General features: G+C 58.8%; 26 protein-coding genes and 1 other RNA gene. 18 read left to right on the top strand and 9 right to left on the bottom strand.

What is annotated here, in order from left to right; genetic code table 11:
• The first annotated feature begins 25 nt into the window (after window positions 1-25).
• The 5 genes from QWY83_RS11325 (at window position 26) to QWY83_RS11305 (ending at window position 8294) form a co-directional block, all read left to right on the top strand.
• Window positions 26-2218 carry an NADP-dependent isocitrate dehydrogenase gene (locus QWY83_RS11325; RefSeq protein WP_249945805.1) on the top strand — a complete coding sequence of 731 codons (2193 nt, stop codon included), beginning with the start codon at window positions 26-28 and terminating at the stop codon, window positions 2216-2218.
• A 271-nt stretch (window positions 2219-2489) separates the two neighbouring features.
• On the top strand, window positions 2490-3530 hold the full coding sequence (locus QWY83_RS11320; RefSeq protein WP_249945806.1) for an efflux RND transporter periplasmic adaptor subunit: 1041 nt from the start codon (window positions 2490-2492) through the stop codon (window positions 3528-3530).
• Entirely contained in the window at window positions 3527-4573 is a 1047-nt protein-coding gene (locus tag QWY83_RS11315) for an efflux RND transporter periplasmic adaptor subunit (protein WP_249945807.1), read from the top strand. Before QWY83_RS11320 ends, QWY83_RS11315 begins: the two co-directional genes overlap by 4 nt.
• Window positions 4570-7614, top strand: a complete 3045-nt coding sequence (locus QWY83_RS11310) for an efflux RND transporter permease subunit (RefSeq protein WP_249945808.1) — start codon at window positions 4570-4572, stop codon at window positions 7612-7614. The genes QWY83_RS11315 and QWY83_RS11310 overlap by 4 nt, the downstream gene beginning before the upstream one ends.
• Complete coding sequence (locus tag QWY83_RS11305; RefSeq protein ID WP_249945809.1) at window positions 7611-8294, top strand: TetR/AcrR family transcriptional regulator; 684 nt, start codon at window positions 7611-7613, stop codon at window positions 8292-8294. Before QWY83_RS11310 ends, QWY83_RS11305 begins: the two co-directional genes overlap by 4 nt.
• A gap of 59 nt (window positions 8295-8353) precedes the next feature.
• Here the strand turns inward: QWY83_RS11305 and QWY83_RS11300 are convergent, their stop codons facing one another.
• From QWY83_RS11300 to QWY83_RS11290, 3 genes are all read right to left on the bottom strand, one after another.
• Window positions 8354-9892: a tripartite tricarboxylate transporter permease gene (locus tag QWY83_RS11300; RefSeq protein ID WP_249945810.1), complete on the bottom strand. Its 1539-nt coding sequence runs from the start codon at window positions 9890-9892 to the stop codon at window positions 8354-8356.
• A gap of 9 nt (window positions 9893-9901) precedes the next feature.
• Window positions 9902-10333: a tripartite tricarboxylate transporter TctB family protein gene (locus QWY83_RS11295; RefSeq protein ID WP_249945811.1), complete on the bottom strand. Its 432-nt coding sequence runs from the start codon at window positions 10331-10333 to the stop codon at window positions 9902-9904.
• An 85-nt stretch (window positions 10334-10418) separates the two neighbouring features.
• Window positions 10419-11408 (bottom strand): Bug family tripartite tricarboxylate transporter substrate binding protein, encoded by a 990-nt coding sequence (locus QWY83_RS11290; protein ID WP_249945812.1) that lies wholly within the window; start codon window positions 11406-11408, stop codon window positions 10419-10421.
• A 187-nt stretch (window positions 11409-11595) separates the two neighbouring features.
• On the opposite strand from QWY83_RS11290, the gene QWY83_RS11285 reads away from it, so the two are divergent.
• Genes QWY83_RS11285 through QWY83_RS11275 form a run of 3 tightly spaced genes read left to right on the top strand, consistent with a single transcriptional unit; the run spans window position 11596 to window position 14679 of the window.
• On the top strand, window positions 11596-12267 hold the full coding sequence (locus QWY83_RS11285) for a response regulator transcription factor (RefSeq protein WP_249945813.1): 672 nt from the start codon (window positions 11596-11598) through the stop codon (window positions 12265-12267).
• On the top strand, window positions 12260-13651 hold the full coding sequence (locus QWY83_RS11280; RefSeq protein WP_249945814.1) for a sensor histidine kinase: 1392 nt from the start codon (window positions 12260-12262) through the stop codon (window positions 13649-13651). The genes QWY83_RS11285 and QWY83_RS11280 overlap by 8 nt, the downstream gene beginning before the upstream one ends.
• Window positions 13648-14679 carry an ABC transporter substrate-binding protein gene (locus QWY83_RS11275; protein ID WP_249945815.1) on the top strand — a complete coding sequence of 344 codons (1032 nt, stop codon included), beginning with the start codon at window positions 13648-13650 and terminating at the stop codon, window positions 14677-14679. Before QWY83_RS11280 ends, QWY83_RS11275 begins: the two co-directional genes overlap by 4 nt.
• A gap of 1 nt (window position 14680) precedes the next feature.
• Here the strand turns inward: QWY83_RS11275 and QWY83_RS11270 are convergent, their stop codons facing one another.
• The gene (locus QWY83_RS11270; RefSeq protein ID WP_249945816.1) at window positions 14681-16294 is read right to left on the bottom strand and encodes an FMN-binding glutamate synthase family protein; all 1614 of its coding nucleotides are present in this window, start codon (window positions 16292-16294) and stop codon (window positions 14681-14683) included.
• Between the two features lie 175 nt (window positions 16295-16469).
• On the opposite strand from QWY83_RS11270, the gene ffs reads away from it, so the two are divergent.
• An RNA gene (gene ffs, locus QWY83_RS11265) (signal recognition particle sRNA small type) lies at window positions 16470-16566 on the top strand.
• Between the two features lie 16 nt (window positions 16567-16582).
• Here ffs and QWY83_RS11260 read toward each other — a convergent pair.
• The gene (locus tag QWY83_RS11260) at window positions 16583-16933 is read right to left on the bottom strand and encodes a DUF6404 family protein (RefSeq protein WP_249945817.1); all 351 of its coding nucleotides are present in this window, start codon (window positions 16931-16933) and stop codon (window positions 16583-16585) included.
• Window positions 16934-17067: 134 nt separating this feature from the next.
• Here QWY83_RS11260 and QWY83_RS11255 point away from each other — a divergent pair, with 134 nt between their 5' ends.
• Genes QWY83_RS11255 through recR form a run of 4 tightly spaced genes read left to right on the top strand, consistent with a single transcriptional unit; the run spans window position 17068 to window position 20154 of the window.
• Window positions 17068-18828 (top strand): DNA polymerase III subunit gamma/tau, encoded by a 1761-nt coding sequence (locus tag QWY83_RS11255; RefSeq protein WP_249945818.1) that lies wholly within the window; start codon window positions 17068-17070, stop codon window positions 18826-18828.
• The gene (locus tag QWY83_RS11250) at window positions 18804-19211 is read left to right on the top strand and encodes a hypothetical protein (RefSeq protein ID WP_249945819.1); all 408 of its coding nucleotides are present in this window, start codon (window positions 18804-18806) and stop codon (window positions 19209-19211) included. Before QWY83_RS11255 ends, QWY83_RS11250 begins: the two co-directional genes overlap by 25 nt.
• A 1-nt stretch (window position 19212) precedes the next feature.
• Complete coding sequence (locus tag QWY83_RS11245; RefSeq protein ID WP_067549847.1) at window positions 19213-19557, top strand: YbaB/EbfC family nucleoid-associated protein; 345 nt, start codon at window positions 19213-19215, stop codon at window positions 19555-19557.
• 3 nt (window positions 19558-19560) lie between these two features.
• Window positions 19561-20154, top strand: a complete 594-nt coding sequence (gene recR / locus QWY83_RS11240) for a recombination mediator RecR (protein ID WP_067549850.1) — start codon at window positions 19561-19563, stop codon at window positions 20152-20154.
• A 57-nt stretch (window positions 20155-20211) separates the two neighbouring features.
• Here recR and QWY83_RS11235 read toward each other — a convergent pair whose 3' ends face one another.
• The gene (locus QWY83_RS11235) at window positions 20212-20979 is read right to left on the bottom strand and encodes a DUF1013 domain-containing protein (RefSeq protein ID WP_105235667.1); all 768 of its coding nucleotides are present in this window, start codon (window positions 20977-20979) and stop codon (window positions 20212-20214) included.
• Between the two features lie 132 nt (window positions 20980-21111).
• Between QWY83_RS11235 and QWY83_RS11230 the strand changes: the two genes are divergently transcribed.
• Window positions 21112-21747 (top strand): ribonuclease T2 family protein, encoded by a 636-nt coding sequence (locus QWY83_RS11230; protein WP_249945820.1) that lies wholly within the window; start codon window positions 21112-21114, stop codon window positions 21745-21747.
• Window positions 21748-21784: 37 nt separating this feature from the next.
• Here QWY83_RS11230 and QWY83_RS11225 read toward each other — a convergent pair whose 3' ends face one another.
• From QWY83_RS11225 to QWY83_RS11215, 3 genes are all read right to left on the bottom strand, one after another.
• Window positions 21785-23257 carry an NAD-dependent succinate-semialdehyde dehydrogenase gene (locus QWY83_RS11225; RefSeq protein ID WP_249945821.1) on the bottom strand — a complete coding sequence of 491 codons (1473 nt, stop codon included), beginning with the start codon at window positions 23255-23257 and terminating at the stop codon, window positions 21785-21787.
• 96 nt (window positions 23258-23353) lie between these two features.
• Window positions 23354-23776: a hypothetical protein gene (locus tag QWY83_RS11220; protein ID WP_105235670.1), complete on the bottom strand. Its 423-nt coding sequence runs from the start codon at window positions 23774-23776 to the stop codon at window positions 23354-23356.
• A 15-nt stretch (window positions 23777-23791) separates the two neighbouring features.
• Window positions 23792-24376: a TetR/AcrR family transcriptional regulator gene (locus QWY83_RS11215; protein WP_249945822.1), complete on the bottom strand. Its 585-nt coding sequence runs from the start codon at window positions 24374-24376 to the stop codon at window positions 23792-23794.
• A gap of 168 nt (window positions 24377-24544) precedes the next feature.
• Here QWY83_RS11215 and QWY83_RS11210 point away from each other — a divergent pair, with 168 nt between their 5' ends.
• From QWY83_RS11210 to QWY83_RS11195, 4 genes are all read left to right on the top strand, one after another.
• Window positions 24545-25381, top strand: a complete 837-nt coding sequence (locus QWY83_RS11210) for a L,D-transpeptidase (protein WP_249945823.1) — start codon at window positions 24545-24547, stop codon at window positions 25379-25381.
• Window positions 25382-25513: 132 nt separating this feature from the next.
• Complete coding sequence (locus QWY83_RS11205) at window positions 25514-25843, top strand: hypothetical protein (RefSeq protein ID WP_249945824.1); 330 nt, start codon at window positions 25514-25516, stop codon at window positions 25841-25843.
• 52 nt (window positions 25844-25895) lie between these two features.
• Window positions 25896-26162, top strand: a complete 267-nt coding sequence (locus QWY83_RS11200) for a hypothetical protein (RefSeq protein WP_249945825.1) — start codon at window positions 25896-25898, stop codon at window positions 26160-26162.
• Window positions 26163-26169: 7 nt separating this feature from the next.
• On the top strand, window positions 26170-26850 hold the full coding sequence (locus QWY83_RS11195; RefSeq protein WP_249945826.1) for a DUF1523 family protein: 681 nt from the start codon (window positions 26170-26172) through the stop codon (window positions 26848-26850).
• Window positions 26851-26973 lie beyond the last annotated feature (123 nt).

Here is a 26973-nt window from a genome sequence, read left to right as displayed (position 1 = left end):
AGCGACAACAGCGGAGAAGCGACCCATGGCCAACACCCCCGACATTATCTACACCACCGTAGACGAAGCCCCCGAACTGGCGAGCGCATCGCTCTTGCCGATCATTCGGTCGTTTGCTGGCGCTGCCGGCATCACCGTTGAAACCCGCAATATCTCGGTCGCGGCCCGTATCCTGTCGGCGTTCCCTGAGTTCCTGACCGAAGAGCAGCGCGTCAATGACGACCTCGCAGAGCTTGGCGAACTGGTGAAAACACCCGAAGCAAACGTCATCAAACTGCCGAACGTGTCCGCATCGGTTCCGCAGCTCGTTGCAGCGATCAAAGAACTTCAGGGCCAAGGCTACGCGATCCCAGCCTACCCGACCGATCCGCAGTCGGACGAAGAAAAGCAAATTCAGGCACGTTACGACGCGATTAAGGGCTCGGCTGTGAACCCTGTTCTGCGCGAAGGTAACTCTGACCGTCGCTCGGCGAAGGCTGTTAAAGAATACGCAAAGGCCAACCCGCATTCGATGGGCGAATGGAAATCGACCTCGAAAACCTGCGTTGCGTCGATGCCGGGCAATGACTTCTTTGCCAATGAAACCTCGACCACGATCACCGCAGCCCAAGCTGGCGGCGCAAAAATCGTTCACACTGCAGAAGACGGCACCGAGACCGTTCTGAATTCGGGCCTGAAGTACCAAGAGGGCGAAATCGTCGACGCCACCTTTATGTCGGCATCTGCGCTGCGTGACTTCGTAAAGGCAGAGATCGACAGCATGGAACCGGGCGTTCTGTTCTCGGTCCACCTGAAAGCTACCATGATGAAGGTCTCGGACCCGATCATCTTTGGTCACTTCGTATCGGTCTACCTCGAAGACTTCATCGCGAAACACGGCGCGAAACTGGACGCTCTGGGCTGGAACCCGAACGGCGGCATCGGCGATCTCGAAAAACTGATCGCTGGCGATGCAGAGCTGCAAGCCGACCTCAAGGCGACCCTCGCTGCGCGTCCTGCGATGTACATGGTCGACAGCGACAAAGGCATCACCAACCTGCACGTGCCGTCCGACGTGATCATCGACGCGTCCATGCCGGCTGTGATCCGCGCTGGCGGCATCGGCTGGGGTCCTGACGGCAAAGCGGCTGACACCAAATGCTGCATTCCGGACAACTCCTATGCAGGCGTTTACGACGAGACCATCAACTACTTCAAAGAGACCGGCAAACTGGACGTCACCACCTGTGGCGCTGTGTCCAACGTTGGCCTGATGGCGCAAAAAGCCGAAGAATACGGCTCGCACCCGACCACCTTTGAAATCGTGGCGAAAGGCACCGTTCGCATCGTTCTCGACAACGGCGACGTGATCTCTGAGCACGCTGTTGAAAAAGGCGACATCTGGCGTTCGGCAACTGCGAAAAAAGCACCGATCATGGACTGGATCCAACTCGCGATCCGCCGCACCAAGGCAACTGGTCTGGCTGCGTTCTGGCTCGATGCGAACCGCGCACACGACGCTGAACTGATCAAATACGTTGAGCCTGCCCTCAAAGAAGCTGGCATCGACATTCCGATCATGGCACCGCGTGAAGCCACCCGCTTTACCCTCGTGGAAATGCGCAAAGGCAACGACGTGGTCACCATCACAGGTAACGTTCTGCGCGACTATCTGACCGACCTCTTCCCGATCCTCGAACTGGGCACCTCGGCTAAGATGCTGTCGATCGTATCCTTGATGCAGGGCGGCGGTCTGTTTGAAACGGGCGCTGGTGGTTCGGCTCCGAAACACGTTCAGCAGCTGATGGAAGAAAACCACCTGCGTTGGGACAGCCTCGGCGAATTCTGTGCGCTGGGTGAATCGTTCAAGTTCCTCGCCGACAAAGGCATGGCTAAGGCTGGCGTCATCGGTGCTGCGATTGAGGATGCGACCCAGAAGGTTCTCGAAAACAACAACTCGCCAGAGCGCAAAGTGGGTCAAGCTGACAACCGTTCGTCGCACTACTGGTTCGCACGTTACTGGGCTGACGCGATGGCGGCACAGTCGGACGACGCCGACCTCGCAGCGCATTTCGCACCGATCGCTAAGGCGCTGGCCGACGGCGAAGCAGCGATCCTCGCGGAACTGAAAGCCGGCGAAGGCAAGCCAGTTGATCTGGGTGGTTACTACCATGCAGACGTAACCAAGGTCGCGGCGGTAATGCGCCCCTCGGCAACGCTGAACGCCATCATCGGCTAATTCAGATTGAAATAGTGATAGAAGGGCGGGGTTTTCCCCGCCTTTTTTCGTTCGCGAAGCTGGAAAAGTAGAACTAACGTTCCATTAACCACATCCTGATATTCCCCTTCGAACGACCGTCACGGTGCATTAGCACGGTCGTAAACTTTCTTTGGCATGATCGACACGAACGGCCTATGTCGCCCTGACTTTGGCCCCGTCAAAATTTGAATTTGACATCAGTGTCATTTTGATATTTCTGTCAATTAACTTGAATTCCGAGTCGGATCACATGCGATTTCTTTCCCCCCTCCTGTTCCTGACAGCGCTCGCTGGCCCTGCATTGGCAGAGCCGCCCTTGCTGGTCGAAATTGTCACCGCTGAACAATCCTCCCCCACGCGCGACTACACGCTGGTCGGGATCGTTGAGGCGCAAAACAGCTACCCCGCGTCCTTTCGGTCGGGTGGTTTGATCACCGATATTTTCGCGGACGTGGGCGACCATGTGGCCGCAGGCGCAGAGATCGCCCGCCTCGACGCAACCACCGCGCAGGCACAACGCGATGCGGCGCAGGCGACGCTAGAGGCTGTCGCGGCGCGCCTCAAACAGGCGGAACAATCGCGGGACCGCGTTGAGGCGTCCCTGTCCCGCGGCACCGCGACCCAAGCCGATCTGGATGAGGCCGTGCAATCCTTCCTCAGCGCGCAATCGTCTTACCGTCAGGCGCAGACCCAGTTGGACAAGGCGCAGCAAGGGCTCGATGACACCACGCTCCACGCGATTGAGGATGTGATCGTCACCGAACGAAACGCCGAACCGGGCGAAATCGTCGGTGCAGGCGCATCGATCCTCGAACTGGCGACCGATGGGCGGCTCGACGCGAAATTCTATGTGCCCGACATCGGCAACCTGAACTCTGTCATCGGCCTCCCCGTTGCGATCACCCCGATTGATGGCGGCGAGACGATCATCGCATTCGTGGCCGAAGTTTCCCCCGTGGTGAGCGTTGCGGGCACCGTTGAAATGACCGCGCATTTGCCAAATGACACCGACCTGCCATTGGGCGGCTTGGTCGAGGCGCGTGTGACCTTGGATAGCGACCCCGTCATCACCCTCCCCGCGGACGCGCTGTTCGTCACCGCGAACGGCCCCGCGGTTTGGGTCGTTGACCCCGCCACCATGACTGTCAGCCCACGCGCTATCACCGTCGCCAGCTACCGTGAGGCAGAGATCGCCATCTCGGGTGGCATCACAGCAGGCGAACAGATCGTCGGCGCAGGTTCGCAAGTCCTCTATGCGGGCCGCGAAGTTTACACGGAGGCGCAGAAATGACCCGTTTTGCCCTGATCCTCGCGCTCTTTGCCGCGACACCCGTTTTGGCCCAAGACACCACCCCGCGCCCCGTCGTGACCGAAATCGTCAGCGCCGATATCGCCAGCCACCGCGCCTTTACGGGCCTGATTGAGCCGCGCACCGAAACCGACCTCGCGTTCCGCGTGGGCGGTCGTTTGGCGACCCTTTCGGTCGATGTGGGGGATCGCGTGGTCAAAGGGGCGGTTCTGGCCGAACTTGACCAGATCACGCTTCAACAGGATTTCCTCGCCGCAACCGCTGGCGTGGATTCCGCCCGTGCCGCCGCCGACCTCGCGCAGAGCCAGTTTGACCGCGCGACCGAACTGGCCGCGCGTGGCGTCTATTCCGATGCCCAGCTTGAGGCGATCAGCGCCAATAATGACGCGGCCATCGCGCAGTTGGAAAACGCGAATGCCACCCTGCGCCAAGCAACCGAGGCCGCACAATACGGCCAATTGACCGCGCCCTATGACGGCATCGTCTTGGCCCGCAAGGTCGAGGTCGGATCGACCGTCAACGCAGGGGCCGCGATTCTGACGCTGTCAGATCTGTCGGGCCTTGAGGCCGTGATCGACATGCCGACCGCGATCCTCGACCTGCTGCCCGATGACGCGATGTTCGACATTCAGCACCACACCAGCGGCATCGCCCCCGTCACCGCGCAACTGCGTCTGGTTGATCCCGTGGCCGAAGGCCGTCTGGACACCCGCCGCCTGCGTCTGACGCTGATCGATCCGCCCGAGGATTACCGCATCGGGGCCTTGGTCACAGCGGCCCCACTGGGCAACAACGCGCCCTTTGTCACGCTGCCGACCAATGCGATTTTGAACCGTGACGGCACCTTTGGCGTTTGGGCCGTCACCGCGCCCGACCGCAGCGTTCACTTTACCCCCGTCACGCAGGGCGCCGAGCTAGGAGATCGCACTGTGATCACCCAAGGCGTCAGCATTGGCGACGAAATTATCACCCGTGGCGTTCATGCCCTGACCGAAGGCCAGATCGTCGGAGACCGCATCGAATGAAAAGCTTTAACCTCTCTGATTGGGCGCTCCGCCATAAGTCCTTTGTCTGGTTCCTGATGATCATGTCACTGGTCGCGGGGCTGGTGTCCTACAATTCGATGGGCCGCGAAGAGGACCCGTCCTTTACCATCCGCACAATGGTCATCACGGGCGTCATGCCCGGTGCGACCGCCGAAGAAACCCTGACCCAAGTCACTGACCGCATCGAACGCAAGCTAGAAGAGTTGGACAGCCTCGATAGCACTCGATCCGTCACCTACGCGGGCCGCGCGATTGTCTATGTGGACCTTCTCGATACGGTGCGCGGTCGCGATATTGACCGGTCGTGGACCCGTGTTCGCGCGATGATGTCCGACATTCGCGGCGATTTTCCTGCCGAATTTCAGGGTTTTCACTTCAACGACAGCTTTGGCGATGTGTTCGGCAACGTCTATGCCTTTACTTGGGACGGTTTCGCGCCCGAGGATGTGAAAGCCTATGTCGAGGATATCGCGGACGAGGTGCAGCTTTTGGATGCTGCGGGGCGTGTCGATCTGATCGGCACCCGCGATCAGGCGATCTTTATCGAGTTTTCGCACTCCCGCCTTGCCGCTCTGGGCCTCGATGCGCAGACCGTGCTGAACACGCTGGCAACCCAAAACAAAATCGTGCCCTCAGGCACCATTCACACGCCCCAAGAGCGCATCAAAATCCGCGTATCAGGTCAGTTCAACACGGCGGATGAGCTGGCAAATGCGCCGCTGCGGTCGGGCGATACGTTCTTTACCTTGGCCGACGTTGCGACCGTCACTGCGGGCTACGACGATCCGCCGTCGAAACTGTTCCGCTACAACGGGCAGGACGCGATTGGCCTGATCATCGGGATGCGCGAAGGCCAGAACATTCTGAACTTTGGTGAAGAGCTAAAGGCCCTCATGGCAGAGGTGCAAACTCGTCTGCCCATCGGGATCGAGGTTAATCTTGTCGCCGACCAGCCCAAGGTTGTTGAGGAATCCGTCGGTCACTTTGTCAAAGCCCTGATCGAGGCGGTTGTGATCGTTCTCGCTGTGAGCTTTATCTCGCTCGGTATTCGGGCGGGTCTGGTGGTGACGCTGGCGATCCCTCTCGTTCTTGCCATGACTTTTGTCATTTTGGACGCGATGGGCATCACGCTTCAGCGGATTTCGCTCGGCGCGTTGATTATCGCGCTCGGCCTTTTGGTCGATGACGCGATGATCGCGATTGAAACCATGATTTCGCGGCTCGAACTGGGCGAAAGCCTGAGCAAGGCCGCGTCTTATGCGTGGACCTCTATCGCGTTTCCGATGCTGACGGGCACGTTGATCACCACGGCAGGCTTTATCCCGATCGGCCTAAACGGGTCGAGCGCGGGTGAATTTACCAACTCGCTCTTCTGGGTGATCGCGATCTCGCTCCTCCTGAGCTGGGTGGTCGCGGTGCTCTTTGCGCCCGTGCTGGGCGTAGCGTTCCTACCGAAACAGTTGAAGCACCACAAAACTGAGGCAGGCCGCCTGCGCAGGTCATTCCGTGCGATCCTCGTTCAAGCGATGCGGTTCAAATGGGTGACACTGGCCACGACCATCGGGATTTTCGTGATTTCGGTCATGGGAATGCAGTTCGTCGAACAGCAGTTCTTCCCCACGGGCGACCGTCCTGAGGTGGTTGTGGATGTGACCATGCGCCAGAACGTCAGCTTTGACGCGACCAACCGCGAGGTTGCTGCGTTCGAGGCGTGGCTGGCCGATCAAGAGGGCATTGATTATTGGACCGCCTATGTGGGCGAAGGTGCTCCGCGCTTTGTTCTCACTTTGAACAGCCCGCCGTCCGCCCCGTCGACCGGACAGATCATCATTCAGACCAAAGGCATTGCAGAACGCGATAGCCTGATCGCTGCGGTGAACGCCTATTCCGATGCCCGCGTGGGCGTCCAATTCTTCCCGACCTCTATCGCGCTCGGGCCGCCAGTGGGCAAACCCGTGCAATATCGCGTCTCGGGCGAGGATTACGCTGTACTGCGTGATGAGGCGCGCAAGCTGGCGGCGCTACTGTCCACCGACGACCGTCTGCGGGCAATCAGCCTTGATTGGAACGAACCGACCCGCGTGGTTCGCGTCGATCTGGACCAGACCCGTTTGCGTCAATTGGGCCTGACCCAATCCGATGTCGCGGGCGTGTTGTCGAGCCTTTACGAGGGCACGACGATCACCCAATTGCGCGATGATACCGCGCTGATCGACGTGGTGGCCCGTGGTGCCGAAGAGGACCGCACCACCCTGCGCGCCTTGGAAAATCTTCAGGTCACGACGGCGGGTGGGACGCTCATTCCGCTGGCGTCGATCGCGCGTCTGGATTGGACGACCGAGGCCCCCGTCATCAAACAAGAAGGCCGCGTGCCGACGATTACGGTCGTTGCGGCGATCAATACCGATGACCAGCCCGCAACCATCGTCAACGACCTCGCCGATCAGATCGACGCGTTCCGCGCGGATTTGCCGAACGGCTACAAGGTCGAGGTCGGCGGCCCCGTGGAATCGAGCGCCGAAAGTCAGGCCCCGATTGCGGCTGTTGTGCCGCTGATGCTGATCATCTTCTTGTTCCTCGTGATGGTGCAGGTGCAGAGTTTCCGACTGATGTTCGTGGTTCTGGCTGTCGCTCCGCTGGGTCTAATCGGTGTAGTGGCCGCCCTTCTGAGTTCGGGCGCACCTTTGGGCTTTGTCGCGATATTGGGCGTTTTGGCCTTGGTCGGGATTTTGATCCGCAATTCGATCATTTTGGTTCAAGCGATCGAAGACCTACGGGCCGAAGGCAAATCCCGCTGGGATGCGGTGTATGAGGCGTCAGACAGCCGTGCGCGTCCGATCCTCTTGACCGCGGCGGCGGCATCGCTGGCGCTGATCCCGATCTCGCACCAGATTTTCTGGGGCCCGATGGCCTATGCCATGATGGGCGGGATTATTGCGGGGACGTTGATCACGCTGCTCTTTGCACCCGCGCTTTATTGTGCTGTCTTTGGCGTCAAAGCCCCCACGGAGGCCGCATGAGCCCGTTGAAACGCTGCATTGATCATAGAACACTCGTCGCGAAAAAGCGGCGGGTGCAGATGCGCAAACGGCTGATCGAGGCCGCGACGCTGGTCTTTGCTGAACGCGGGCCAGAGGCCACGTTGATCGACCACATCATCCACGAGGCGGGCGTTTCGCGGGGCAGTTTCTATAACTACTTCCGCTCTATCGACGAGCTGTTGGAAGAGGCGAAGTTCAACCTCGCCGAAGAGATAATCTCGGTCGTATCTTCAACCGCCAGCAAAGAGACGGACCCCGCCGTGGCCCTGTCCTACGGGCTGAACTGGTTCATTCGGATCGCAATGGAATATCCGCTCTATTTGGATTTCACCGCGAAACTCGGCACCCGTGGGTTGGGTCAAGGCAGCATGATGCGCGAAACCACCCCGCCGATCATCCGCATGGGGATTGAGACGGGGCGGTTCTGTGCGATGTCCGAACAAACGGCGGCGGACATCTTAGAGACAACAGGCCTCGCTATTTTGCGGCGGTTGTTGGCAGGGGAAACGGTCGACCTGCCGTCCTATGCGGCAGCGATTTTGCGGATGTTGGGGATCACCCCAGAGGAGGCCGCAGAGATCGCAGCGCGGCCTGTGCCCGACATCACGGTGCCCGACGATCTGCTGATCGCACGAAGCGCGGGGCGCACGACCACCTAAAACGAAAAAGGCCGGCGTCGTGATGACACCGGCCTTTGGTTTATTCAGGGAGGGCGGGATCAGTCGCTGATCGCGCCTTCTTCGTCACGGCGTTCGTGCATACCCTTTTTCACTTTAGCACCGATGATCAGAGGCAGGATGAAGCCGATGATCGCAATGGCCCATAGGAACAGCGCAAGCGGGCTGTCGATCAGGGTGAACCAGTCGCCGTTGTCGATGGTGATCGCGCGGCGGAGGTTGTTCTCCATCGCGTTGCCAAGGAGCGTTCCGAGGATGATCGGCACAAGCGGCACGTCGAATTTACGTAGGATCCAGCCCATGACGCCAAAGGCAATCATCACCATGAGGTCAAAGGTCGAACCCGAAATCCCGTAGATCCCGACAAAGCTAACCATTGCAACGATCGGCATCAGGATACGTGGCGGGATCAGCAAGAGCCGTGTGAACAGGCCCACCATCGGGATATTCATCGCCAAGAGCATGAAGTTCGCAATGAAGAGTGCCGCGATCAGGCCCCAAACCACGTCAGGGTTCTGGGTGAACAACAGCGGACCCGGCGTGATGTTGAGCGACAGAAGCACAGCCAAGAGAACCGCCGTTGTGCCCGACCCCGGAACGCCCAGCGCCAGCATCGGCACCAGCGCACCACCAGCGGCGGCGTTGTTGCCAGCCTCAGGTGCTGCAACACCGCGCGGATCGCCCGTGCCAAAGGTGCCTTCTTTGTCGACCAGACGCTTTTCCATCGAATAGCTGATGAACGACCCCAGCGATGCACCAGCACCCGGCAGAACACCTGCGAGGAAGCCAAGGAACGAGGTCCGCAGCATCGTCGGCGTGCACTGTTTGATCATAGCCCAAGGCGGTGTCAGACGACCGATTTCCAGCTTACGGCCCGAACCGCTGGCTTCGCCATGGCGGGTTTCAAGGAAGATGAACACTTCGGACAGAGCAAAGAGGCCAACAATCGCTACGAGGAAGTCGAGACCGTCGTAGAGGTGCACTTCGCCAAAGGTAAAGCGCGGGACGCCCGTTTGCGTATCCACACCGATCATCGCCAGCCCAAGGCCAAGCGCCGCAGCAAAGGCCGATTTCGCTTGGTTCGTGGAGGAAACGCCCCCAAGCGTCATAAAGGCCAAGGCAAAGAGCGCAAAGTATTCGGCAGGTCCGAACAGGAGCGCGATTTTCACCAGCTGCGGCGCGAGGAGGATCAGACCCCAAGTGGCGAGGAAAGCGCCAACAAAGGATGCAATACCAGAGAGCGAGAGAGCTTCGCCCGCCATGCCCTTTTTCGCCATCGGATAGCCGTCGAGACAGGTCATCATCGCGGGTTCATCACCTGGAATGTTGAGAAGGATCGACGAAATACGGCCACCATACATCGCGCCGTAATAGACCGAGGTCAGAAGGATCAGCGAGGGTGTCGCGCCAAGTCCGAGGGTGAAGGCCAGCGGGATGAGGATTGCCACGCCGTTCGACGGCCCGAGGCCCGGCAGCGCACCCATCACGGTGCCCAAGAAGCAGCCCAACAGCGCGAGGCCGATGTTCTGCCATGTCAGTGCGATGGCAAAACCATCGCCGAGGTTTGCGAGAAGTTCCATGCTGCCCTCTTAGAAACCAAACGGGCCGCGCGCGAGCGACAGGCCGAGAATGAGGTGAAACACCGCGTAGATGCCCACAGAGGTACCGACACCCGTCAGGATCGAACCGAGGACCGAAGACCCCAGGCGCCACGACAGATAGGCCGCTGCAAATGCGGTCGCGATGACAAAGCCCAGCTCTGGCAGCAGTTGTGCGTAGAGGAGCATGACGACAACAGAAGCGCCAACTTCGACCAGACGGCCCAAGGCAGGCCATGCTGGTTCAGGATCGGGACGGAACGCGATGACCGCGCTCGACAGACCGAGGATCGTTGCGATGATCAGAGGGAAAGCTTTGGGACCAACAGCGTCGGATAGGAAACTTTCTTGGATCGCGAATGCAGAAATAGCAAAACCGATGGACAGAAGAATTCCGACGACGCCAAAAATACGATCGCTCATTGGGATCTCCATTTTGGGGCGGATGGTGTAATGTGGACGCCGCAGAACCCCGCGGCGTCCGATCATAAAAAGGTCTGCGACCTAATTACTGGATGATGCCGATTTCGCGCGAGATCTGTTCGATCTGAGCAACGGAGTTGGCAACAAAGGCTTCGAACTCAGCGCCTTGCAGGTCGAGCGGAGCAAGGCCGTTGTCAGCCATGATCTGTTTCCACTCGTCAGATGCGTAGAGCGCTGCGATCTGAGCAACCCAAGCGTCGTAGGCTTCGTCCGACATGTTGCCCGGTGCGTAGAACCCGCGCCAGTTCGCGCCGATTGCGTCTACGCCCTGCTCACGTGCGGTCGGGAATTCAGCGAAATCACCGCCCAGACGCTCAGGAGAGAGAACAGCCACAACGCGGATGTCGCCCGAATCTACGAAACCTTTGGCTTCGGAGATGTCGCCAGTGAAGGCTTGAACCGAACCAGCGAGCAGCTGGGTCACAGCTTCGCCGCCGCCATCAAACGCGATGTATTTAACCGAACGAACATCGTCGATGCCGTAAGCGTTTGCTGCGATCAGAACCTTAAGGTGGTCCCAACCACCAACAGCCGAACCACCAGCGACCGAGATCGAGGTCGGGTCGTTTTTAACCATGTCGAGCAGTTCGGTCAGGTTGTCGATTTCGCTGTCAGCAGCAACTGCGATCACGCCGTAGTCAGCGCCAACCGATGCCAGCCAACGGACTTGATCCATGGTGTTGCCCGGATATGCGCCCTGAGCCAGACGAGTTGCGGTTGCCGAGGATGCTGCAACGATCAGGTCGTTGTCATCGCCGCGCTTGTTCACAACTTCTGCGAAGGCAACGCCGCCACCGCCACCAGCGAGGTTCACAACCTGCATGGTCGAGCCGATTAGACCCTGATCCTGAAGCGATTTACCAACCTGACGGCAGGTGAAGTCCCAGCCACCACCAGGGTTCGCGGGTGCGATGCACTCTGGGTTTTCAGGGGTATAGCCTTCTGCCGATACGGTCAGTGCGCTTGCGCCCAGCAGGGTTGCGATGATCGCAATACGAGTCGCTTTGAATGTCATGGTTTCCTCCTTGGTGTGTCAAACAGCGGGCTTAGCCCCCTGCTTTGGAATTCGACCCGCGTCCCATACCGCCCTTTGCAGCATCCTCATCGCGGGTTAAGCAAGATCAGTATCCGATAAACCTGTCACGAACCTGTCACTGGGATTTTCGCGGCAAATCAGGGCCTTACCAAAGGGAATCACGGCGATGCGCGTTTTGATGGTCGAAGATGCCACCGATTTGGCCGAGGCGGTTGTCACCAGCCTGTCGCGGTCTGGGATGGCCTGCGATCACGCCGATAGCGTCCAAGGGGCCGAGGATTTTCTCGCCGTTCAGAGCTATGACGCGATCATCCTCGACATCAACTTGCCCGACGGGTCTGGCACCGAACTGTTGCGCAAAATGCGGTCTGGCGGGGATCGGACGCCCGTCTTGATGCTGACCGCGTTGTTTTCGGTGGACGACCGCGTTGGGGCGCTGGACCTTGGGGCGGATGACTATCTGGTAAAACCCTTTGATCAGCGCGAATTAGAGGCACGGTTGCGGGCCTTGTTCCGCCGCGAGTCTGAGCAGAAAAGCGATACCGTTGCGTTGGGTCCGCTACAGTATTCGCCCGCGCAGATGACAGCGACGCTTCATGGGGATCGGTTGGATTTAACCCGCCGTGAGGCTGCCTTGCTCGGGTTATTGATGCGCAGCCCTGGTCAACCGCTGAGCAAAGAGCGGCTTTATGACGGGCTGTTTACCTTTTCGGATGCCGATGTGGGGCTGAACGCGATTGAGCTGTATATCGCGCGGCTTCGTAAGAAATTCGCGGGCAGCCCGATCACCATCGCGACCCAGCGCGGGGTTGGCTATCGGATCAGCGTTGATGGGTAGCCTCGCCCTCCCCCGCGCGAAAAGCCTTTTGGCCCGCGTGATGACGGGCGTTTTGACGATCCTGTTTTTGGGCGGCGTTCTGGTCACGTTGACCGCGTGGAGCAACGGACGACAAGCGGCCCGCCAAGCCTATGACCGTATCCTGATCGGCGCGGCGAACGACATCGCCGAATCCATTCGGATCATCGACGGTCAACCTGTGACGGACTTGCCCGTCTCAGCCTTTGAACTGCTGGCGCAAGCGCCCGATGATCGGATCACATATGCCGTGCGCGGCCCTGATCTGACGCTTTTGACGGGGCACGAGACGGCACCGCTGCGCGAGGGACGCGCGGATGCAGAGCAGCTCTATGATGGGACGATGAACGGAGAGGATGCGCGGTTCGTCGACGTGACCCGTCGTTTTTCCGAACGTGATTTTTCGGGGGTGGTGCGGGTGACGGTCGGGCAAACCCGACGGGCGCGGGATCAAATGGCGTTCGATCTGACCTTGGACGCGCTGATCCCTGTGGGGGTCGCGGGTGCCGCGCTGGTGCTGGTCGCGTTCTTTATCGTTCGTTCCGCCTTGCGTCCACTCGAGGCGATTGCGGGCGGGTTTTCGCAGCGTGATCCTTATGACCTGACGCCCTTGGACGATCAGAACGTGCCCGCAGAGGTGGGCGTGATCCTTCATGCGATGAACAGGTTCATGCAGCGGTTGGATCGGCAGATCGACGCGATGCGGAACCTAATCTCGGACACCGCGCACCAGTTGCGGACGCCCGTTGCCGCGATCCGTGCCCAAGCGGAATCGGTGACAGAGGAGGACGACCCCGAAAGAGCGCAGGTCGCGATTGCGCGGTTGTTGAAACGGACGCGGTCGCTGGGGGTGCTGCTGGATCAGATGTTGTCACGTGCCTTGGTCATTCACCGCACGGACAGCGTTCCACGAGCGATGGTGGACCTACGCGATGTGGCTTTGGACATTGTGGACAGTCGCGACCACGAATTGCTCGCCCCGAATGTCGAAGTTGAACTTGTGATCGGCAGCGATCCTGTTCTGGTGAGCGCGGATGAATTTTCGCTCTCTGAGGCGGTAAAGAACCTTTTGTCGAACGCGCTGCGCTATGGCACGCCGCCCGTGCGGATTGGCGTGAAACAGGACGGGGATCGCGCAATCCTCTGGGTCGAGGACGCGGGCAAAGGGCCTGATGATGCGGTGCTCGCGCGGCTCGGGTCGCGGTTTGAACGGACGGCATCGTCGCGTGAGGATAGCGCGGGGATCGGGTTGTCGATTGTGACGGCAGTGGCGCAAGCCTTTGACGGGAAAGTGGAAATGCAAAAGACAGAGCATGGGTTTTCGGTCGCTCTCGTCCTGCCTCATGTGGTGGAGGATCAGGCATGAAACCGATCCTAACAGCGGCTCTGATCGCCCTCTCTGCGCCCCTCGCCGCCCAAGAAGCCACCACCAATTTTGGCAGCGGCCCGACCGTATTAACCCTGCGGTCCACGACCGACATCGCGATCATCGCGCCCGTTCTAGAGGCCTTTACCGAGGATAACGCCGACCTGTCGGTGCATTACGAACAATGGGGGTCAAACGCGCTCTATGAAGCGAGCAAAGAGGCCTGTTTGACCGACAATAGCCCTGCGGATGCGGTGTTTTCCTCAGCGGTGCATCAGATGCTCGACCTCGTGAATATGGCTTGCGCGGCGCGCTATGTGTCGGACCTGACGACCGCCCTGCCCCCGTCACGCAGATGGCGGGACGAGCTGTGGGGGCTGACCGAAGAACCAGCGGTCATGGCCTATAACACCGACCTCGTTGACGTGAGCGAAGTGCCGCACAGTAGGTTCGAACTGCTCGATCTGATGCGGCAAAACCCGACCAAATATCGCGGCCATATCGCGACCTACGATATTGAGGCCTCGGGCCTCGGGTATCTCTATGCGTTCAACGACAGTCTTGAGGCGACGACCTTTGGTGCGCTTCTCGAAGGTTTTGCGCGGGCTGATGCGGTGGCGACCTGTTGTTCGGCTGAGATCATCGACGATGTGGCCTCGGGGCGGTTCCTAATCGCGTATAATGTGCTGGGGTCCTATGTGCAGAACGCGACCGCCACCAATGTGGGTGTCATCCTGCCCGAAGATTACATACTGTTTTTGTCCCGCGCCTATATGATCCCCGCCAATGCCACACATGCGTCAGAGGCCGCGCGGCTGTTGGATTTCATCCTATCCCCCAAAGGGCAGCGGATCGTGAAGCAGATGGGTTTGGTGTTTCCTGACGACCAGTCGGAAACGGGGCTTCTGCCCAGTGCGCGGCGGTTTATTCCGCTGAGGCCACCGCTGCTGGTGGCCTTGGATCGCCATGCGACAGAACGGTTTATTGCGCAATGGCGGGACGCTTTCGCTGCCCCGCCAATTCCGTAGATCAGATCCCGTCGTCGAAAGGATAGAAGCTCTCGGCAGAGGACCGCCGCCAACGTTTCAGGTAGCCTTGGTTGTCCTCTTCCTCGCGCAAGAGGAAGCCTTCGGGGAGGTAGGGGTAGACCTCGTGACCTGTGACCATGTCCCCCGCCTTTTCGCGCATCATCAGGTGGTGCGGCAGGAATTGCCCCGGATGGGACAGGCCCGCAGCCCCCGTCATATCCGCCAGCGCCTTGAGCGTGTTTCGGTGGAAGTTCGCGACGCGGGTGGCCTTGTCCACGGGGTTCAGCGCGCGTTGCAGCATTTTATCTTGCGTTGCGACACCCGTAGGGCAGTGGTTCGTGTGGCAGGCCTGCGCCTGAATACAGCCGACCGCGAACATGAAGCCACGGGCAGAGTTCACCCAATCCGCACCCAGCGCGAGGGCACGGGCGATGTCAAAGGCTTGGACCAGTTTACCAGAAGCGCCCAGACGGATTTTGTCGCGCAGGCCAACACCGCGCAGCGTGTTGTGGGCAAAGGTCAGACCTTCGACCAAAGGCATCCCCATGTGGTTCGCGAATTCCAGCGGGGCCGCACCCGTGCCGCCCTCTTTGCCGTCGATCACGATGAAATCGGGGGTGATACCCGTTTTCAGCATGGCGCGGACGATGCACATAAATTCGCGGCGGTGCCCGATGCAGAGCTTAAAGCCCACAGGTTTACCGCCCGACAGATCACGCAGTTGCGCGATGAAGCGCATCATTTCGATCGGGGTGCCAAAGGCCGAATGGCTGGCCGGCGACACGCAATCGACGCCCATCGGAATGTGGCGGGCCTCTGCGATTTCGGGGGTGATTTTCGCAGCAGGCAGCACGCCGCCCTGACCGGGTTTGGCACCTTGGCTCAGCTTAATCTCGATCATCTTGACCTGATCAGAAGAGGCCGTTTTCGCGAATTGTTCAGGGGAAAACTGGCCTTCGTCATCGCGGCAGCCAAAGTAGCCCGTGCCGATTTCATAGATCAGGTCGCCGCCGCCTTCGCGGTGGTAACGGCTGATCCCGCCTTCGCCAGTGTCATGGGCAAAGCCCCCCATGCGCGCGCCATTGTTCAACGCCAAGATCGCGTTGGCAGATAGCGCACCAAAGCTCATGGCAGAGATGTTGTAGATCGAGAGGTTATAGGGCTGCGTGCAATCGGGGCCGCCGACGGACACGCGGAAATCCTTATCCTCGATTTTGACAGGACGGATGGAGTGGGTGAGCCATTGATAGCCGCTCTCATAGACGCGCTTTTTCGTGCCAAAGGGGCGTTTATCCTCAACGTTTTTGGCACGTTGATAGACGATGGCGCGGGCATCGCGGGAAAACGGCACCTCTTCGTCGTCGCCTTCAAGCAGGTACTGACGAATTTCAGGGCGGATCATTTCAAAGAAATACCGCACCCGACCGAGAAGCGGGAAGTTCCGCAAAACCGCGTGTTTCGTTTGGATTGCATCCAAGAGGCCCAGCAGCGTCAGGACGCCCAAGATGATAGAGACAATCGGCGTGAAGACGTTGTTTTGCGGCAGCAAGAGCGAGAGCAAAAAAGCAATCGCGACCCCGAAAAACGTAGCGTATCGCAGTAAGAAAGACGTCATAAAAGTCCCCTATTCAGGCGTAGTTCTCGATCATTGCACGACCTCTGTCGCGCGACCATTCCCTTAGTTTAGACGACATCTGTAACTGGTTTCTTATAGATCGGGGCCTTTTGACAGGTTTTGGCACCCGTCTAGCCCCTTGCATCCAGCCGCATCGTCGCCTATCTGATGCTTCGAGAGGTTGGCGCGGGCGAGCGCCTCGCCAACCCGGTCAGGTCCGGAAGGAAGCAGCCGTAACGAGCCCCGCTTGGGTCGTTGTCCAGCCTCTCACCTTACCCCCCTCATTTGTTAGAGTTCGCCCCATGTGGGCAGCCCCGCTTTGTCAGATTTGCGTTTAACAACAACGGCCATGACTGTGCCAAACAGCAGGCCCGCAAAGATAGACCCCAGAGCCGCCTCAGCGATACGCATGTCGTTGTAGCGCCAGAGGAAGGTCCACATCAAAAGGCCCCACATCGCGCCAAAGGTCATGCCTTGGATCGTGACGATCTGCCAAAACGTCATGAAGTGGACGGGACGAATCTCTAGCCCCATGCGGCGCAGGATGATGTTAAAGGGCGGGTCGTAGGCACGGCGGGGGATGCCCGCCTCGATAAGTTTCTCGACGGCTTTTGCGTATTTTGTTTCAAATTCGGTCATCTGATCGCGCTCTTATTCGAATGTGCCCACCGTAGCTCAGGAAATCCCGATCACAACCCGATTGTTGTGTCCTGCGTGCTGGACGCCGCGCCCCTCTGCCCCTAGGTTGGGGGCGCTAGCAGATCGAGGAATACATGACCGACACGCCCCAAGCCGGCTATCAGGTTCTTGCCCGTAAATACCGCCCCGAAACCTTTGCCGACCTCGTCGGTCAAGACGCGATGGTGCGCACGCTCAAGAATGCGTTCGAGGCAGGGCGGATCGCGCAGGCCTTTATCATGACGGGTATCCGCGGGACGGGGAAGACCACCACCGCGCGGATCATCGCAAAGGGCATGAACTGTGTTGGCCTTGATGGTCAGGGCGGCCCTACGACCGAACCCTGCGGCCAGTGCGAACATTGCACCGCCATCATGGAAGGTCGCCACGTTGACGTGATCGAGATGGACGCGGCATCCAACACAGGCGTCGCCAACATCCGCGAGATCATCGACTCGGTCCATTACCGCGCGGCTTCGGCCCGCTACAAAGTCTACATCATCGACGAAGTTCACATGCTGTCGACGGGCGCGTTCAACGCGCTCTTGAAAACGCTTGAGGAACCGCCCGCCCACGTCAAATTCATCTTTGCGACCACGGAAATCCGCAAGGTTCCCGTGACGGTTCTGTCGCGCTGTCAGCGGTTCGACCTGCGCCGCATCGAACCCGAGGTGATGATCGCGCTCTTGCGCAAGATCGCCAGCAGCGAAGGCGCGGAGATCACCGATGATGCGCTCGCGCTGATCACTCGCGCCGCCGAAGGGTCGGCACGGGATGCGACATCGCTTTTGGATCAGGCGATTTCGCATGGTGCGGGGGAAACCACGGCGGATCAGGTGCGGGCGATGCTCGGCCTTGCGGACCGTGGACGTGTGTTCGACCTCTTTGACATGATCCTGCGCGGTGATGCGGCAGCGGCCTTGGCCGAGCTGTCGACGCAATATTCCGATGGCGCGGACCCGATGGCGATCCTGCGCGATTTGGCAGAGATCACCCACTGGGTATCGGTGATCAAGATCACCCCTGATGCCGCCGAAGACCCGACTGTTTCGCCTGACGAACGCGCCCGTGGTCAAGCCGCCGCCGCGACCCTGCCGATGCGGGTGATGACGCGGATGTGGCAGATGCTGCTCAAAGCGATTGATGAGGTATCTCAGGCCCCGAACGCGATGATGGCGGCAGAGATGGCTGTGATCCGCATGACCCATGTGGCGGACCTGCCGACGCCAGACGAACTGTTGCGCAAAATCGCGAACACTGCGCCCCCGCCCCGTCCGAACGGTGGTGGAGGTGGCGGCGGTGCGCGCCCTGCCCCTTCAGGTGGCACGACAAACGCCTACGGATCGCAGCACACGCCGACCCACAACGGGCCGAGCGGCCCTGTGTCTCAGGCTGCGCCAGAACTGGCTGAACATGCGCTAGCACGCTACGCGACATTTGAATCCGTACTGGAACTGATCCGTGCGCACCGCGATGTAAAACTGCTCGTTGAGGCGGAGAACTACATCCGTCTTGCCCGTTACCAACCCGGTCGGATTGAATTCCAACCTGCGGATGATGCCCCTAGCGATCTGGCACAGCGGCTTGGATCGCGGTTGCAAGCGTGGACGGGGAACCGCTGGACGGTGATCCTCGTGAATGAGGGCGGCGCACCGACGGTTGCCGAAGTGCGTGCCGCCGAAGAGAACGCGAAAAAGGCCGAGGCCGCGACATTGCCGATGGTGCAGGCCGTCCTCGCTGCTTTTCCGAAAGCCAAAATTACCGAAGTTCGGACGGCTGCCGACCTCGCCCAAGAGGCGCAGGTTGAAGCCCTCCAAGAAGTGGAAGATGAATGGGACCCGTTCGAAGAGGATTGATCCTAGCGGCACTGCCCGCGCCTGCCTTTGCTGAAGTTTGTGAACAAGTGCGACCGCTCTGGTCGCCCGGGGTTGATGTGACCATCTGGTCAGAGCCTCTTTATACGCTGACCAACCCGTTGTTGTTCATCATGATCATCATCGCCTTGGCTGGATCGGCATTCAGGCATATCGGCGTGCAGATGGCTGGCATTATCGCGTCGTCATTCCTGCTGATGTTCGTGTCGCAGCGCCTATGGGCAACGGATCATTTGGGCATCTGGGCACGCGCCACGAGAGAAGGCTGCCTTGCGCCGCCTTATGTCGCGACGGCCTTTGCAGCGGCGCTAACCGTTTATACAATCATCCGCGCCGCACGGCGCATCCTTAGTCAGAGGAAATAACATGTTCAAAGGAATGGGCGGTCTTGGCGACATGGCCAAGATGATGAAAACCGCACAAGAAATGCAGACCAAGATGACCCAGATGCAGGATGACCTGAAAAACATCACGGTCACGGGCGAAGCGGGTGCAGGTCTGGTCAAAGCGACCGCAACCGCGAAGGGCGAGTTGAAGGCTCTCGACATTGATCCGTCGATCTTTTCGGCTGACGACAAGGAAATGGTCGAAGACCTGATCCTCGCAGCGGTCAAAGATGCACAGACCAAAGCGGGCGAACGCGCCCAAGAGGAAATGGCGAAGATCACCCAGGGTCTGGGCCTGCCCGCTGACTTTAAGATGCCGTTTTAAAAATTGGCTCAGGGTCCGCAGGATATCGAAGACCTGATCGGTCTTTTGTCAAAGCTACCGGGGCTTGGGCCTCGGTCGGCGCGGCGTGCTGTCCTGCACCTGATCAAAAAGCGCAAACAGCATCTGATCCCATTGGCCGACGCGATGACACGGGTCGGCCAATCGGCCAAGGAATGTTTGAACTGCGGGAACATCGATACCGCCGATATTTGCCCGATCTGTCAGGACGAACGACGCGCCAATGGCGAGATTTGCATCGTTGAGGATGTCGCGGACCTTTGGGCGATGGAACGCTCTGGCGTATTCAAGGGGCGCTATCACGTGCTGGGCGGCACGTTGTCGGCGCTCGACGCGGTCGGGCCAGAGGATTTGCGTATTCCCAAGCTCCTCGACCGCGTGACGTCCGAGGCGGTGACCGAGGTGATCCTCGCGCTTTCCGCGACGATCGACGGGCAGACCACGGCGCATTACATCGCTGACCAATTGCCCGATGTGACGGTCACGTCGCTCGCCCAAGGTGTGCCTGTGGGTGGGGAGCTGGACTACCTCGACGATGGGACGATCACGGCGGCGCTCAGGGCGCGACGGAGCCTCTAGGACACAACAAAAAAGCCCCGCAAATTGCGGGGCTTTTTGTATTCAGATCAGGCGACCTTATTTGTCGTCTTCGTCTTCGTCGTCATTGCCACCCGGCAGGTTGAAGAAGCTATCTGCATCCGAGAAGTCGGTTTCTTCGTCATCACGCGGATCGTTGCCGAGGCCGCCGTCACCAAGGGTGAAGGTTTCCAGACCAGAAATCGCGGTCGGGATTTTCGGTTCTGCTGGCATGTCGAGCGACTGTTCGGTCGACACCAGTTTACGACGCTCGTCGTCGGTCATTGCAGTGCCTTCGGCCGCGCGTTTCGCGTTTGCCTTCTGCACCATGCCGTCGAGTTCGGATTGTTTACACAGGCCAAGTGCCACCGGATCGATCGGCTGCATGTTGGCGATGTTCCAGTGGGTGCGTTCGCGGATCGCTTGGATCGTCGGCTTGGTGGTGCCAACGAGTTTCGCAATCTGAGCGTCCGACAGTTCTGGGTGGAATTTCACCAGCCAGAGGATCGAGTTCGGACGGTCCTGACGCTTCGACAGCGGGGTGTAGCGCGGGCCGCGGCGTTTTTCTTCGCCCGAAGCTGCAGGGTTGAACTTCAGCTTCAGTTTGTGAAGCGGGTTGCCCTCGGCTGCTTTGATCTCGTCTTCGGTGAGCTGGTTGTTCGACACAGGGTCGAAACCTTTTACACCAGGCGCCACATCGCCGTCAGCGATGCCCTGAATTTCCAACTCGTGCATGCCGACGAAATCGGCGATCTGTTTAAAGCTGATCGTGGTGTTGTCGATCAGCCAGACGGCGGTGGCTTTCGCCATAATTGGTTTGTCGGACATGGTTTGTCTCCTAACGCAAATCTTCCCCGCTGCCTTCTTTCGAAGGCGAGCCGGAATTTTCGGCCCAGTTCACATTGTCGGGGAACTCAAGCTGTATATAGTCGGGGCAAAAGCAATAGAAAAGACTAAATTATGCGAAAGACTGTATTGGCACTGGCCTTGGGCCTATCTCCGCTTGTTGCGCAGGCGGACGGAACGGCCGGAGATTTTGATTATTATGTGATGTCGCTGTCGTGGTCACCGAACTGGTGCGCCCTCGAAGGTGATGGTCGCGACTCGCCGCAATGTGACGAGCGCGAGGATTTCGGCTGGGTTCTGCACGGGCTCTGGCCGCAGTATGAAACGGGCTGGCCCAACTACTGCCGCACCACGATCCCTGCCCCAACCCGCCGCCAGACCGAAGCGATGGCGGACATCATGGGGACATCTGGCCTCGCATGGTATCAGTGGAACAAACACGGCGTGTGTTCAGGGCTGAATTCAACCGACTACTACGCCCTCGCCCGCGAAGCCTATGAGACGCTGACGATCCCGCAGGCGTTCCGCAAATTGGAACGACAGGTGAGCCTGCCTGCATCCTTGATCGAAGAGGCGTTCATGGATCAAAACGATGGGCTGGACGCGAACGAGATCACAGTGACCTGCATGTCGGGCTATATCCAAGAGGTCCGCATTTGCCTGACTAAGGACCTAGAGTTCAGACGCTGCGGCGCGGATGTGTCGCGCGATTGCACGCTAGACGACGCGCTGTTCGATCCGGTGAGATAGAAAAAAGGCGGCCCGTTCAGGACCGCCTTTTTAAATCTTACACCTGAGTGCAGATGTATTTCAGTTCGAGGTAGTCCTCGATCCCGTGGTGGCTGCCTTCGCGGCCAAGACCCGATTGTTTGACGCCACCGAACGGTGCCACTTCGGTCGAGATGATGCCTGTGTTCACGCCAACGATGCCGTATTCCAGCGCCTCTTGGACCTTGATCACGCGGGACAGGTCGTTGGCGTAGAAGTAGGACGCGAGGCCAAAGATCGTGTCGTTCGCCATGGCGATCACGTCATCCTCGTCCTTGAAACGGAAAAGCGGCGCGAAGGGGCCAAAGGTTTCTTCGGTCGCGACCTTCATATCGGTGGTCGCGTCGCAGACGATGGTAGGCAAGAAGAACTGACCACCCAGCGGGCCAGCCTCACCACCTGTTAGAACCTTGCCGCCCTTAGCCAGCGCATCCGCGAGGTGTTCGCGCACTTTTTCGACCGCTTTCGGTTCGATCAGCGGGCCAAGGTCGGTGCCAGTCTCAAGGCCGTCGCCAACCTTCAGTGCTTCGACCGCAGCTTTGAGTTTCGCGCTGAATTCGTCATAGACGCCGTCCTGCACGTAGATGCGGTTCGCACAAACGCAGGTCTGACCGTTGTTGCGGAATTTACAGGCGATAGCGCCTTGAACGGCTGCGTCGATGTCCGCGTCGTCAAACACGATGAACGGTGCGTTGCCGCCCAGCTCCATCGAACATTTCATAACGTTGTCCGCAGCTTGACGCAGCAGGATACGGCCCACTTGAGTCGAGCCTGTGAAGGTCAGTTTGCGCACCTTGAAGTTTTCGCAGAACTCTTTGCCGACGCCCGATGCGTCCTCGGACGGGATAACACTAAAGACGCCTTTGGGCACGCCTGCTTGTTCCGCAAGAACCGCCATGGCGAGCGCGGACAGCGGGGTTTGCGAAGCGGGACGGATGACGAACGAACAGCCCGCCGCCAGCGCCGGAGCCACCTTGCGGGCGATCATCGCGTTGGGGAAGTTCCACGGGGTGATACCAGCAGCAACGCCAATCGGCTGTTTGATCACGGTGATGCGCTTGTCGGCCATGTGACCGGGGATGGTTTCGCCGTAGATGCGTTTCGCTTCTTCGCCGAACCATTCCACAAAGGACGCACCATAAGCGACCTCGCCACGAGCCTCAGCCAGTGGTTTGCCCTGTTCGGCAGTCATGATGATGGCGAGATCCTCTTGGTTCTCCATCATCAGGTCGAACCATTTGCGCAGGATCTTTGCCCGTTCTTTACCCGTTTTCGCGGCCCATGATTTCTGAGCGTCATAAGCTGCATCAATCACCTTGGCGGTTTCTTCGCGGGAAATATCCGCGACCTTGGCAATCACGTCACCACGGGCAGGGTTTACCACGTCAAAGGTCGCACCAGATTGGGCCATGACCCATTCACCAGCCAGATAGGCTTCTTCGCGGACGAGCGCGGGGTTGGATAGCAGGGATTTCAGGTTCGTCTCGGGCATTCGGTCCTCCGGTCGAAAAATTTGATCATATGTGAACCACGGCAAATCCCAGTCGTCCAGTCCATTCACGCCGGATTGACCAATAATTCCGTCGCTCTAGTCCCGTGTGACCAACCAATGGCCCAAATAGGACAAACGCGGCGTGTCATTTAGGGAAAATGGGAAATCCCCAAAGGCATATTCAGAAACGACAACCACGGAATTGCCGTCCCCGATCCGAAGAAGAATCTCTGCCACGACATCACCGACAAAGAAGTCATCGAGCGTTTCTTTGACCCCTGCCCCAAAGCCAGTGACGACATAGGTCGTATCCACGAAGGCCCCCGCCAGATCGCGATTGAACGGAACGGGCAGCCCTTCGGCGGGTTGATCAAAGCAGTAGGACAGCAGTGCCTCTTCGTCGGGGAAGTGTCCCGCAAAGACATAAAGGCGTACTTTGCCCTCGGGCGTGGTGGGGACGGTATCGTCGTCTTGGTCGCTTTGCGCTGCGACATCGAAGAGTTCACGCCAAAAGCTCATGCGACAGACCGAATGTTAGGGTTTGGATTTCTTCTTTTGCGCGGCGTCGCCTTTGACGGCCTGCCACGCGGCATGGGACAGAACCTCGACGGTTTCATCATCAGGCATACCACCCGCCGAGAGGAATTCCCGCGCGGGGCCGTAGATGATCGCGGAGGCGAGAGGCCAAGGCATATCCTTGACCATGCCCTTGGATGCCCATTTCGCGTAGACCGCCGCGCCTGCTGCGCTCTCATCGCTTAAATCTTGGGCAAAGTCGGCGAAGTCGGGGTCATTGACCGCTCTGGCCGAAAGCTCTTCGTGGAGGCGGAACAGATCGGGGTTATTGCGACCCCAGAACAGGAACGATTGGATCATCGCGGTGATCGCTTTGCGCGGTTTATCCTTACCCGTGATGCCCTGCGCCTCAATCGTCCACGTGGACCGTGCATCCAAGAGCAACGCCCGCGCAATCGCGGCTTTGCCCTTAAAAGCATGGTAGATAGAGCCAACCGTCGATGCACTGTCACGCCCGATCTGCGCAATTGTCGCCGCAGCGTAGCCTGAGGACAAGAAGATCGCCTGAGCGGCAGTTTTGATCGCGTCTTTACGGTCGGTCATATTATACCCCGTGTTTGGTCTGTTGCGAGCAGGATACGCAGGCTTTTTTCTATTGCCCACCCTGCATTTTAAGTCACACCTCATCACAACCATGCAATTTTCCCGCGAAAAATTTGCGCTTTGCGGATGAAATGATATCAGAGCCTAAATGGATTCCGGACGATTTAGATGCTTTTGAATATTCCCTCTGCCCTGCGCGCATTTCTGGCGCTGACCGCTTTGGTCTTTATCTCGGCCTGCACCGAAGAACCTGTGCCCGAACCCGCGCCTGCGCCGACCGTTGTTCCGGGCTATGCGCTGTTGATGGACAATGGCTACGCCTTGCCGCCCGTTCCCCCGCGTCTCCTCGAAGAACCGAACCGCCGTGTGTTGGTCTATTACACAGGCGACGAAAAACCGGGCACGATCGAAGTCGACCGTTATGCAAAATTTCTCTATTGGGTCATGGATGACGGCACCGCGTGGCGTTACCCCATCGCCGTGGGCCGTCTAGGTCGGTCGATCAATGGTGACACGGTGATCAACCGCAAGGTTGAATGGCCGGGCTGGACGCCCACCGCAAACATGTTGCGCACAGAGCCCGAGATTTACGGCGATTTCGCGGGTGGCATCCCCGGTGGCCTGCGCAGCCCGTTGGGGGCGCGTGCGCTCTACCTCTATCGTGGGGGTCGCGACACCTACTACCGCATCCACGGCACCAACGACATGGAATCGATTGGCAACTCTGGCTCTGCGGGCTGCATCCGGATGTTCAACCACGACATCATCCACCTCTTTGAGATGGTCCCGAACGGCACCCGCGTTGTCATGCGCAGCGAGGCGGATTCAGAACGGATCGAAGAAGAGTATTTCAACCGCGGTGAAGAACTCCCTGCGCGGCGCGTCGACCCCGATGCCATCTATGGCGAAGAAGCCCTGATGGCCGATAGACCGCTGTCAGAGATCCTCGCCGATCAGTTGGCAGAGAAACCGACAGAGCCTGAAATGGACGCGTCGGAAATGTAATAACTGGTGGGTCGTTTTGCTGGCAGGTATCGAATTTGGGGTAACCCAGAGCTTTTCTTGTGAACGTACGACAAACCGGGAAAGCGATGGAAGTGGACCAGCGCCGCTATCTGGATATCTGGAGGGTAAAGTTTGACCGATCTTTTGATCCCTGCGCTGATCCTCGCGGCGATAGGTTGGTTCGTCCCCCGCCTCTGGGCCAAGTTCCTGCCCGAGGGGGTAAAGCCGCTGATGGTCAATGCACTGGTATCGACCCTGACGATGGGGATCGTGGGTATCGGCTATTTCATCGTGCTCTACCTGATCCAAGGCTTTCCGATCTCTGAACTGTTCGCTGGCAACATCGCCGATACCATCGCGCATTTCGGACGGCTGTCGCTGATCTCTGCGCTCTTGTGGGGGCCAGTAATGCTCTTGTCGGTGATGGGCCTTGTGAGGCGTTGGAAAAAGGCGGTCTGGTGATGCATCGGTTGATCGAAAAAGGCCTGATGTTCGGTGATGAGAGGCCGATAAGATGAAATTTTTCTATATGCTGGTGATCTGGTTTGTCATCACGACCCTGCTGTATTTCATGATCTCGGTCTATTCGCGCTCTGTTCGGCGCGAAAAACTAGAGAAACAATGGGCCGAGGATCATCAAGGGGGTGATAGCGAGGCCCGCACTACTTATATCGAAAACGGTATGGTCGAATACGAGCACGGGTTTCGCAAAAAGCTCATTGTGCTGGTCTATATTGTGCCCGTCGTTTTGGTGACGGCGATTTTATATCTGACGAATTGAGGCTGAGATGCAAAAACTGAAAACTGGCGTTCGGGTCATCGTGATTTTGTTTGCGGGCATGTTCCTGCATTACGTCCTGCCTCAACACGACATCGCCCGCATCACAGGCACCGAAGTGATCCGTCAGGACTTTAGCTCTGTGAACCGCATTTTCTTTGCGCAGGCTGACAGCGGCAACGTCGATGGTGCGACCCGCGATGTGCAGTTCATCAGCGTGATGCGCCGCCCGACCTATCTCTTTGGCCTCATCCGTGGTGCTGAAGCCAATGACGTGATGATCTACCGCAACGAAGATACGGGCTGGATCTGGCCACCTTATTTCAAATTCGACAGCCGCGACCTGCAAGGCGAGGCCCAAGAGAACACCTCGACCGCCGAAGCGCCAAAGTGGGTGAGCATCACGCACTACGGCTGGCGGAACCGTTTCTTTACCATCTTCCCGAACGCGATTTCGATCAAACGCATCGACGATCCAAACATGACCATCATCCCGTGGTTCAACATCGTATTCTTTGTCGCGCTGATGGCAGGCATCCTATTCCTACGCGCCGTCTGGCTACAATTCCGCGAACGCGCACTGGACCCGACCTTGGACAAAGTCGGCGACGAATGGGACCGCGTGGAGGCAGGGGTCGCCGAACGGCAGTCTCGTCTGAAACGCTGGTTTGGAAGCTGGCGCGGGAAGTGAGTTGGGGGGCTGCGCTCGGAGTTGGGCGGATGGCCGTTTGGAGCCTATTTTGACTGAAGCTGTATAGCGCACTACTGTCTACTCTGCCGACCCTACATATTCAGGCTCACACGCGAAATAACA

The sequence above is a fragment of the Marivivens donghaensis genome (assembly GCF_030410045.1).
In the GTDB taxonomy this organism is placed as follows: domain Bacteria; phylum Pseudomonadota; class Alphaproteobacteria; order Rhodobacterales; family Rhodobacteraceae; genus Marivivens; species Marivivens donghaensis.
Note: the sequence above shows the minus strand (reverse complement) of the source record. Positions and strands in the feature narration are given on the sequence as shown.

Coding starts and splice junctions, on each gene's coding strand:
- QWY83_RS11325 (WP_249945805.1), top strand. CDS start 26: ATGGCCAACACCCCCGACATTATCTACACCACCGTAGACGAAGCCCCC.
- QWY83_RS11320 (WP_249945806.1), top strand. CDS start 2,490: ATGCGATTTCTTTCCCCCCTCCTGTTCCTGACAGCGCTCGCTGGCCCT.
- QWY83_RS11315 (WP_249945807.1), top strand. CDS start 3,527: ATGACCCGTTTTGCCCTGATCCTCGCGCTCTTTGCCGCGACACCCGTT.
- QWY83_RS11310 (WP_249945808.1), top strand. CDS start 4,570: ATGAAAAGCTTTAACCTCTCTGATTGGGCGCTCCGCCATAAGTCCTTT.
- QWY83_RS11305 (WP_249945809.1), top strand. CDS start 7,611: ATGAGCCCGTTGAAACGCTGCATTGATCATAGAACACTCGTCGCGAAA.
- QWY83_RS11300 (WP_249945810.1), bottom strand. CDS start 9,892: ATGGAACTTCTCGCAAACCTCGGCGATGGTTTTGCCATCGCACTGACA.
- QWY83_RS11295 (WP_249945811.1), bottom strand. CDS start 10,333: ATGAGCGATCGTATTTTTGGCGTCGTCGGAATTCTTCTGTCCATCGGT.
- QWY83_RS11290 (WP_249945812.1), bottom strand. CDS start 11,408: ATGACATTCAAAGCGACTCGTATTGCGATCATCGCAACCCTGCTGGGC.
- QWY83_RS11285 (WP_249945813.1), top strand. CDS start 11,596: ATGCGCGTTTTGATGGTCGAAGATGCCACCGATTTGGCCGAGGCGGTT.
- QWY83_RS11280 (WP_249945814.1), top strand. CDS start 12,260: ATGGGTAGCCTCGCCCTCCCCCGCGCGAAAAGCCTTTTGGCCCGCGTG.
- QWY83_RS11275 (WP_249945815.1), top strand. CDS start 13,648: ATGAAACCGATCCTAACAGCGGCTCTGATCGCCCTCTCTGCGCCCCTC.
- QWY83_RS11270 (WP_249945816.1), bottom strand. CDS start 16,294: ATGACGTCTTTCTTACTGCGATACGCTACGTTTTTCGGGGTCGCGATT.
- QWY83_RS11260 (WP_249945817.1), bottom strand. CDS start 16,933: ATGACCGAATTTGAAACAAAATACGCAAAAGCCGTCGAGAAACTTATC.
- QWY83_RS11255 (WP_249945818.1), top strand. CDS start 17,068: ATGACCGACACGCCCCAAGCCGGCTATCAGGTTCTTGCCCGTAAATAC.
- QWY83_RS11250 (WP_249945819.1), top strand. CDS start 18,804: ATGGGACCCGTTCGAAGAGGATTGATCCTAGCGGCACTGCCCGCGCCT.
- QWY83_RS11245 (WP_067549847.1), top strand. CDS start 19,213: ATGTTCAAAGGAATGGGCGGTCTTGGCGACATGGCCAAGATGATGAAA.
- QWY83_RS11235 (WP_105235667.1), bottom strand. CDS start 20,979: ATGTCCGACAAACCAATTATGGCGAAAGCCACCGCCGTCTGGCTGATC.
- QWY83_RS11230 (WP_249945820.1), top strand. CDS start 21,112: ATGCGAAAGACTGTATTGGCACTGGCCTTGGGCCTATCTCCGCTTGTT.
- QWY83_RS11225 (WP_249945821.1), bottom strand. CDS start 23,257: ATGCCCGAGACGAACCTGAAATCCCTGCTATCCAACCCCGCGCTCGTC.
- QWY83_RS11220 (WP_105235670.1), bottom strand. CDS start 23,776: ATGAGCTTTTGGCGTGAACTCTTCGATGTCGCAGCGCAAAGCGACCAA.
- QWY83_RS11215 (WP_249945822.1), bottom strand. CDS start 24,376: ATGACCGACCGTAAAGACGCGATCAAAACTGCCGCTCAGGCGATCTTC.
- QWY83_RS11210 (WP_249945823.1), top strand. CDS start 24,545: ATGCTTTTGAATATTCCCTCTGCCCTGCGCGCATTTCTGGCGCTGACC.
- QWY83_RS11200 (WP_249945825.1), top strand. CDS start 25,896: ATGAAATTTTTCTATATGCTGGTGATCTGGTTTGTCATCACGACCCTG.
- QWY83_RS11195 (WP_249945826.1), top strand. CDS start 26,170: ATGCAAAAACTGAAAACTGGCGTTCGGGTCATCGTGATTTTGTTTGCG.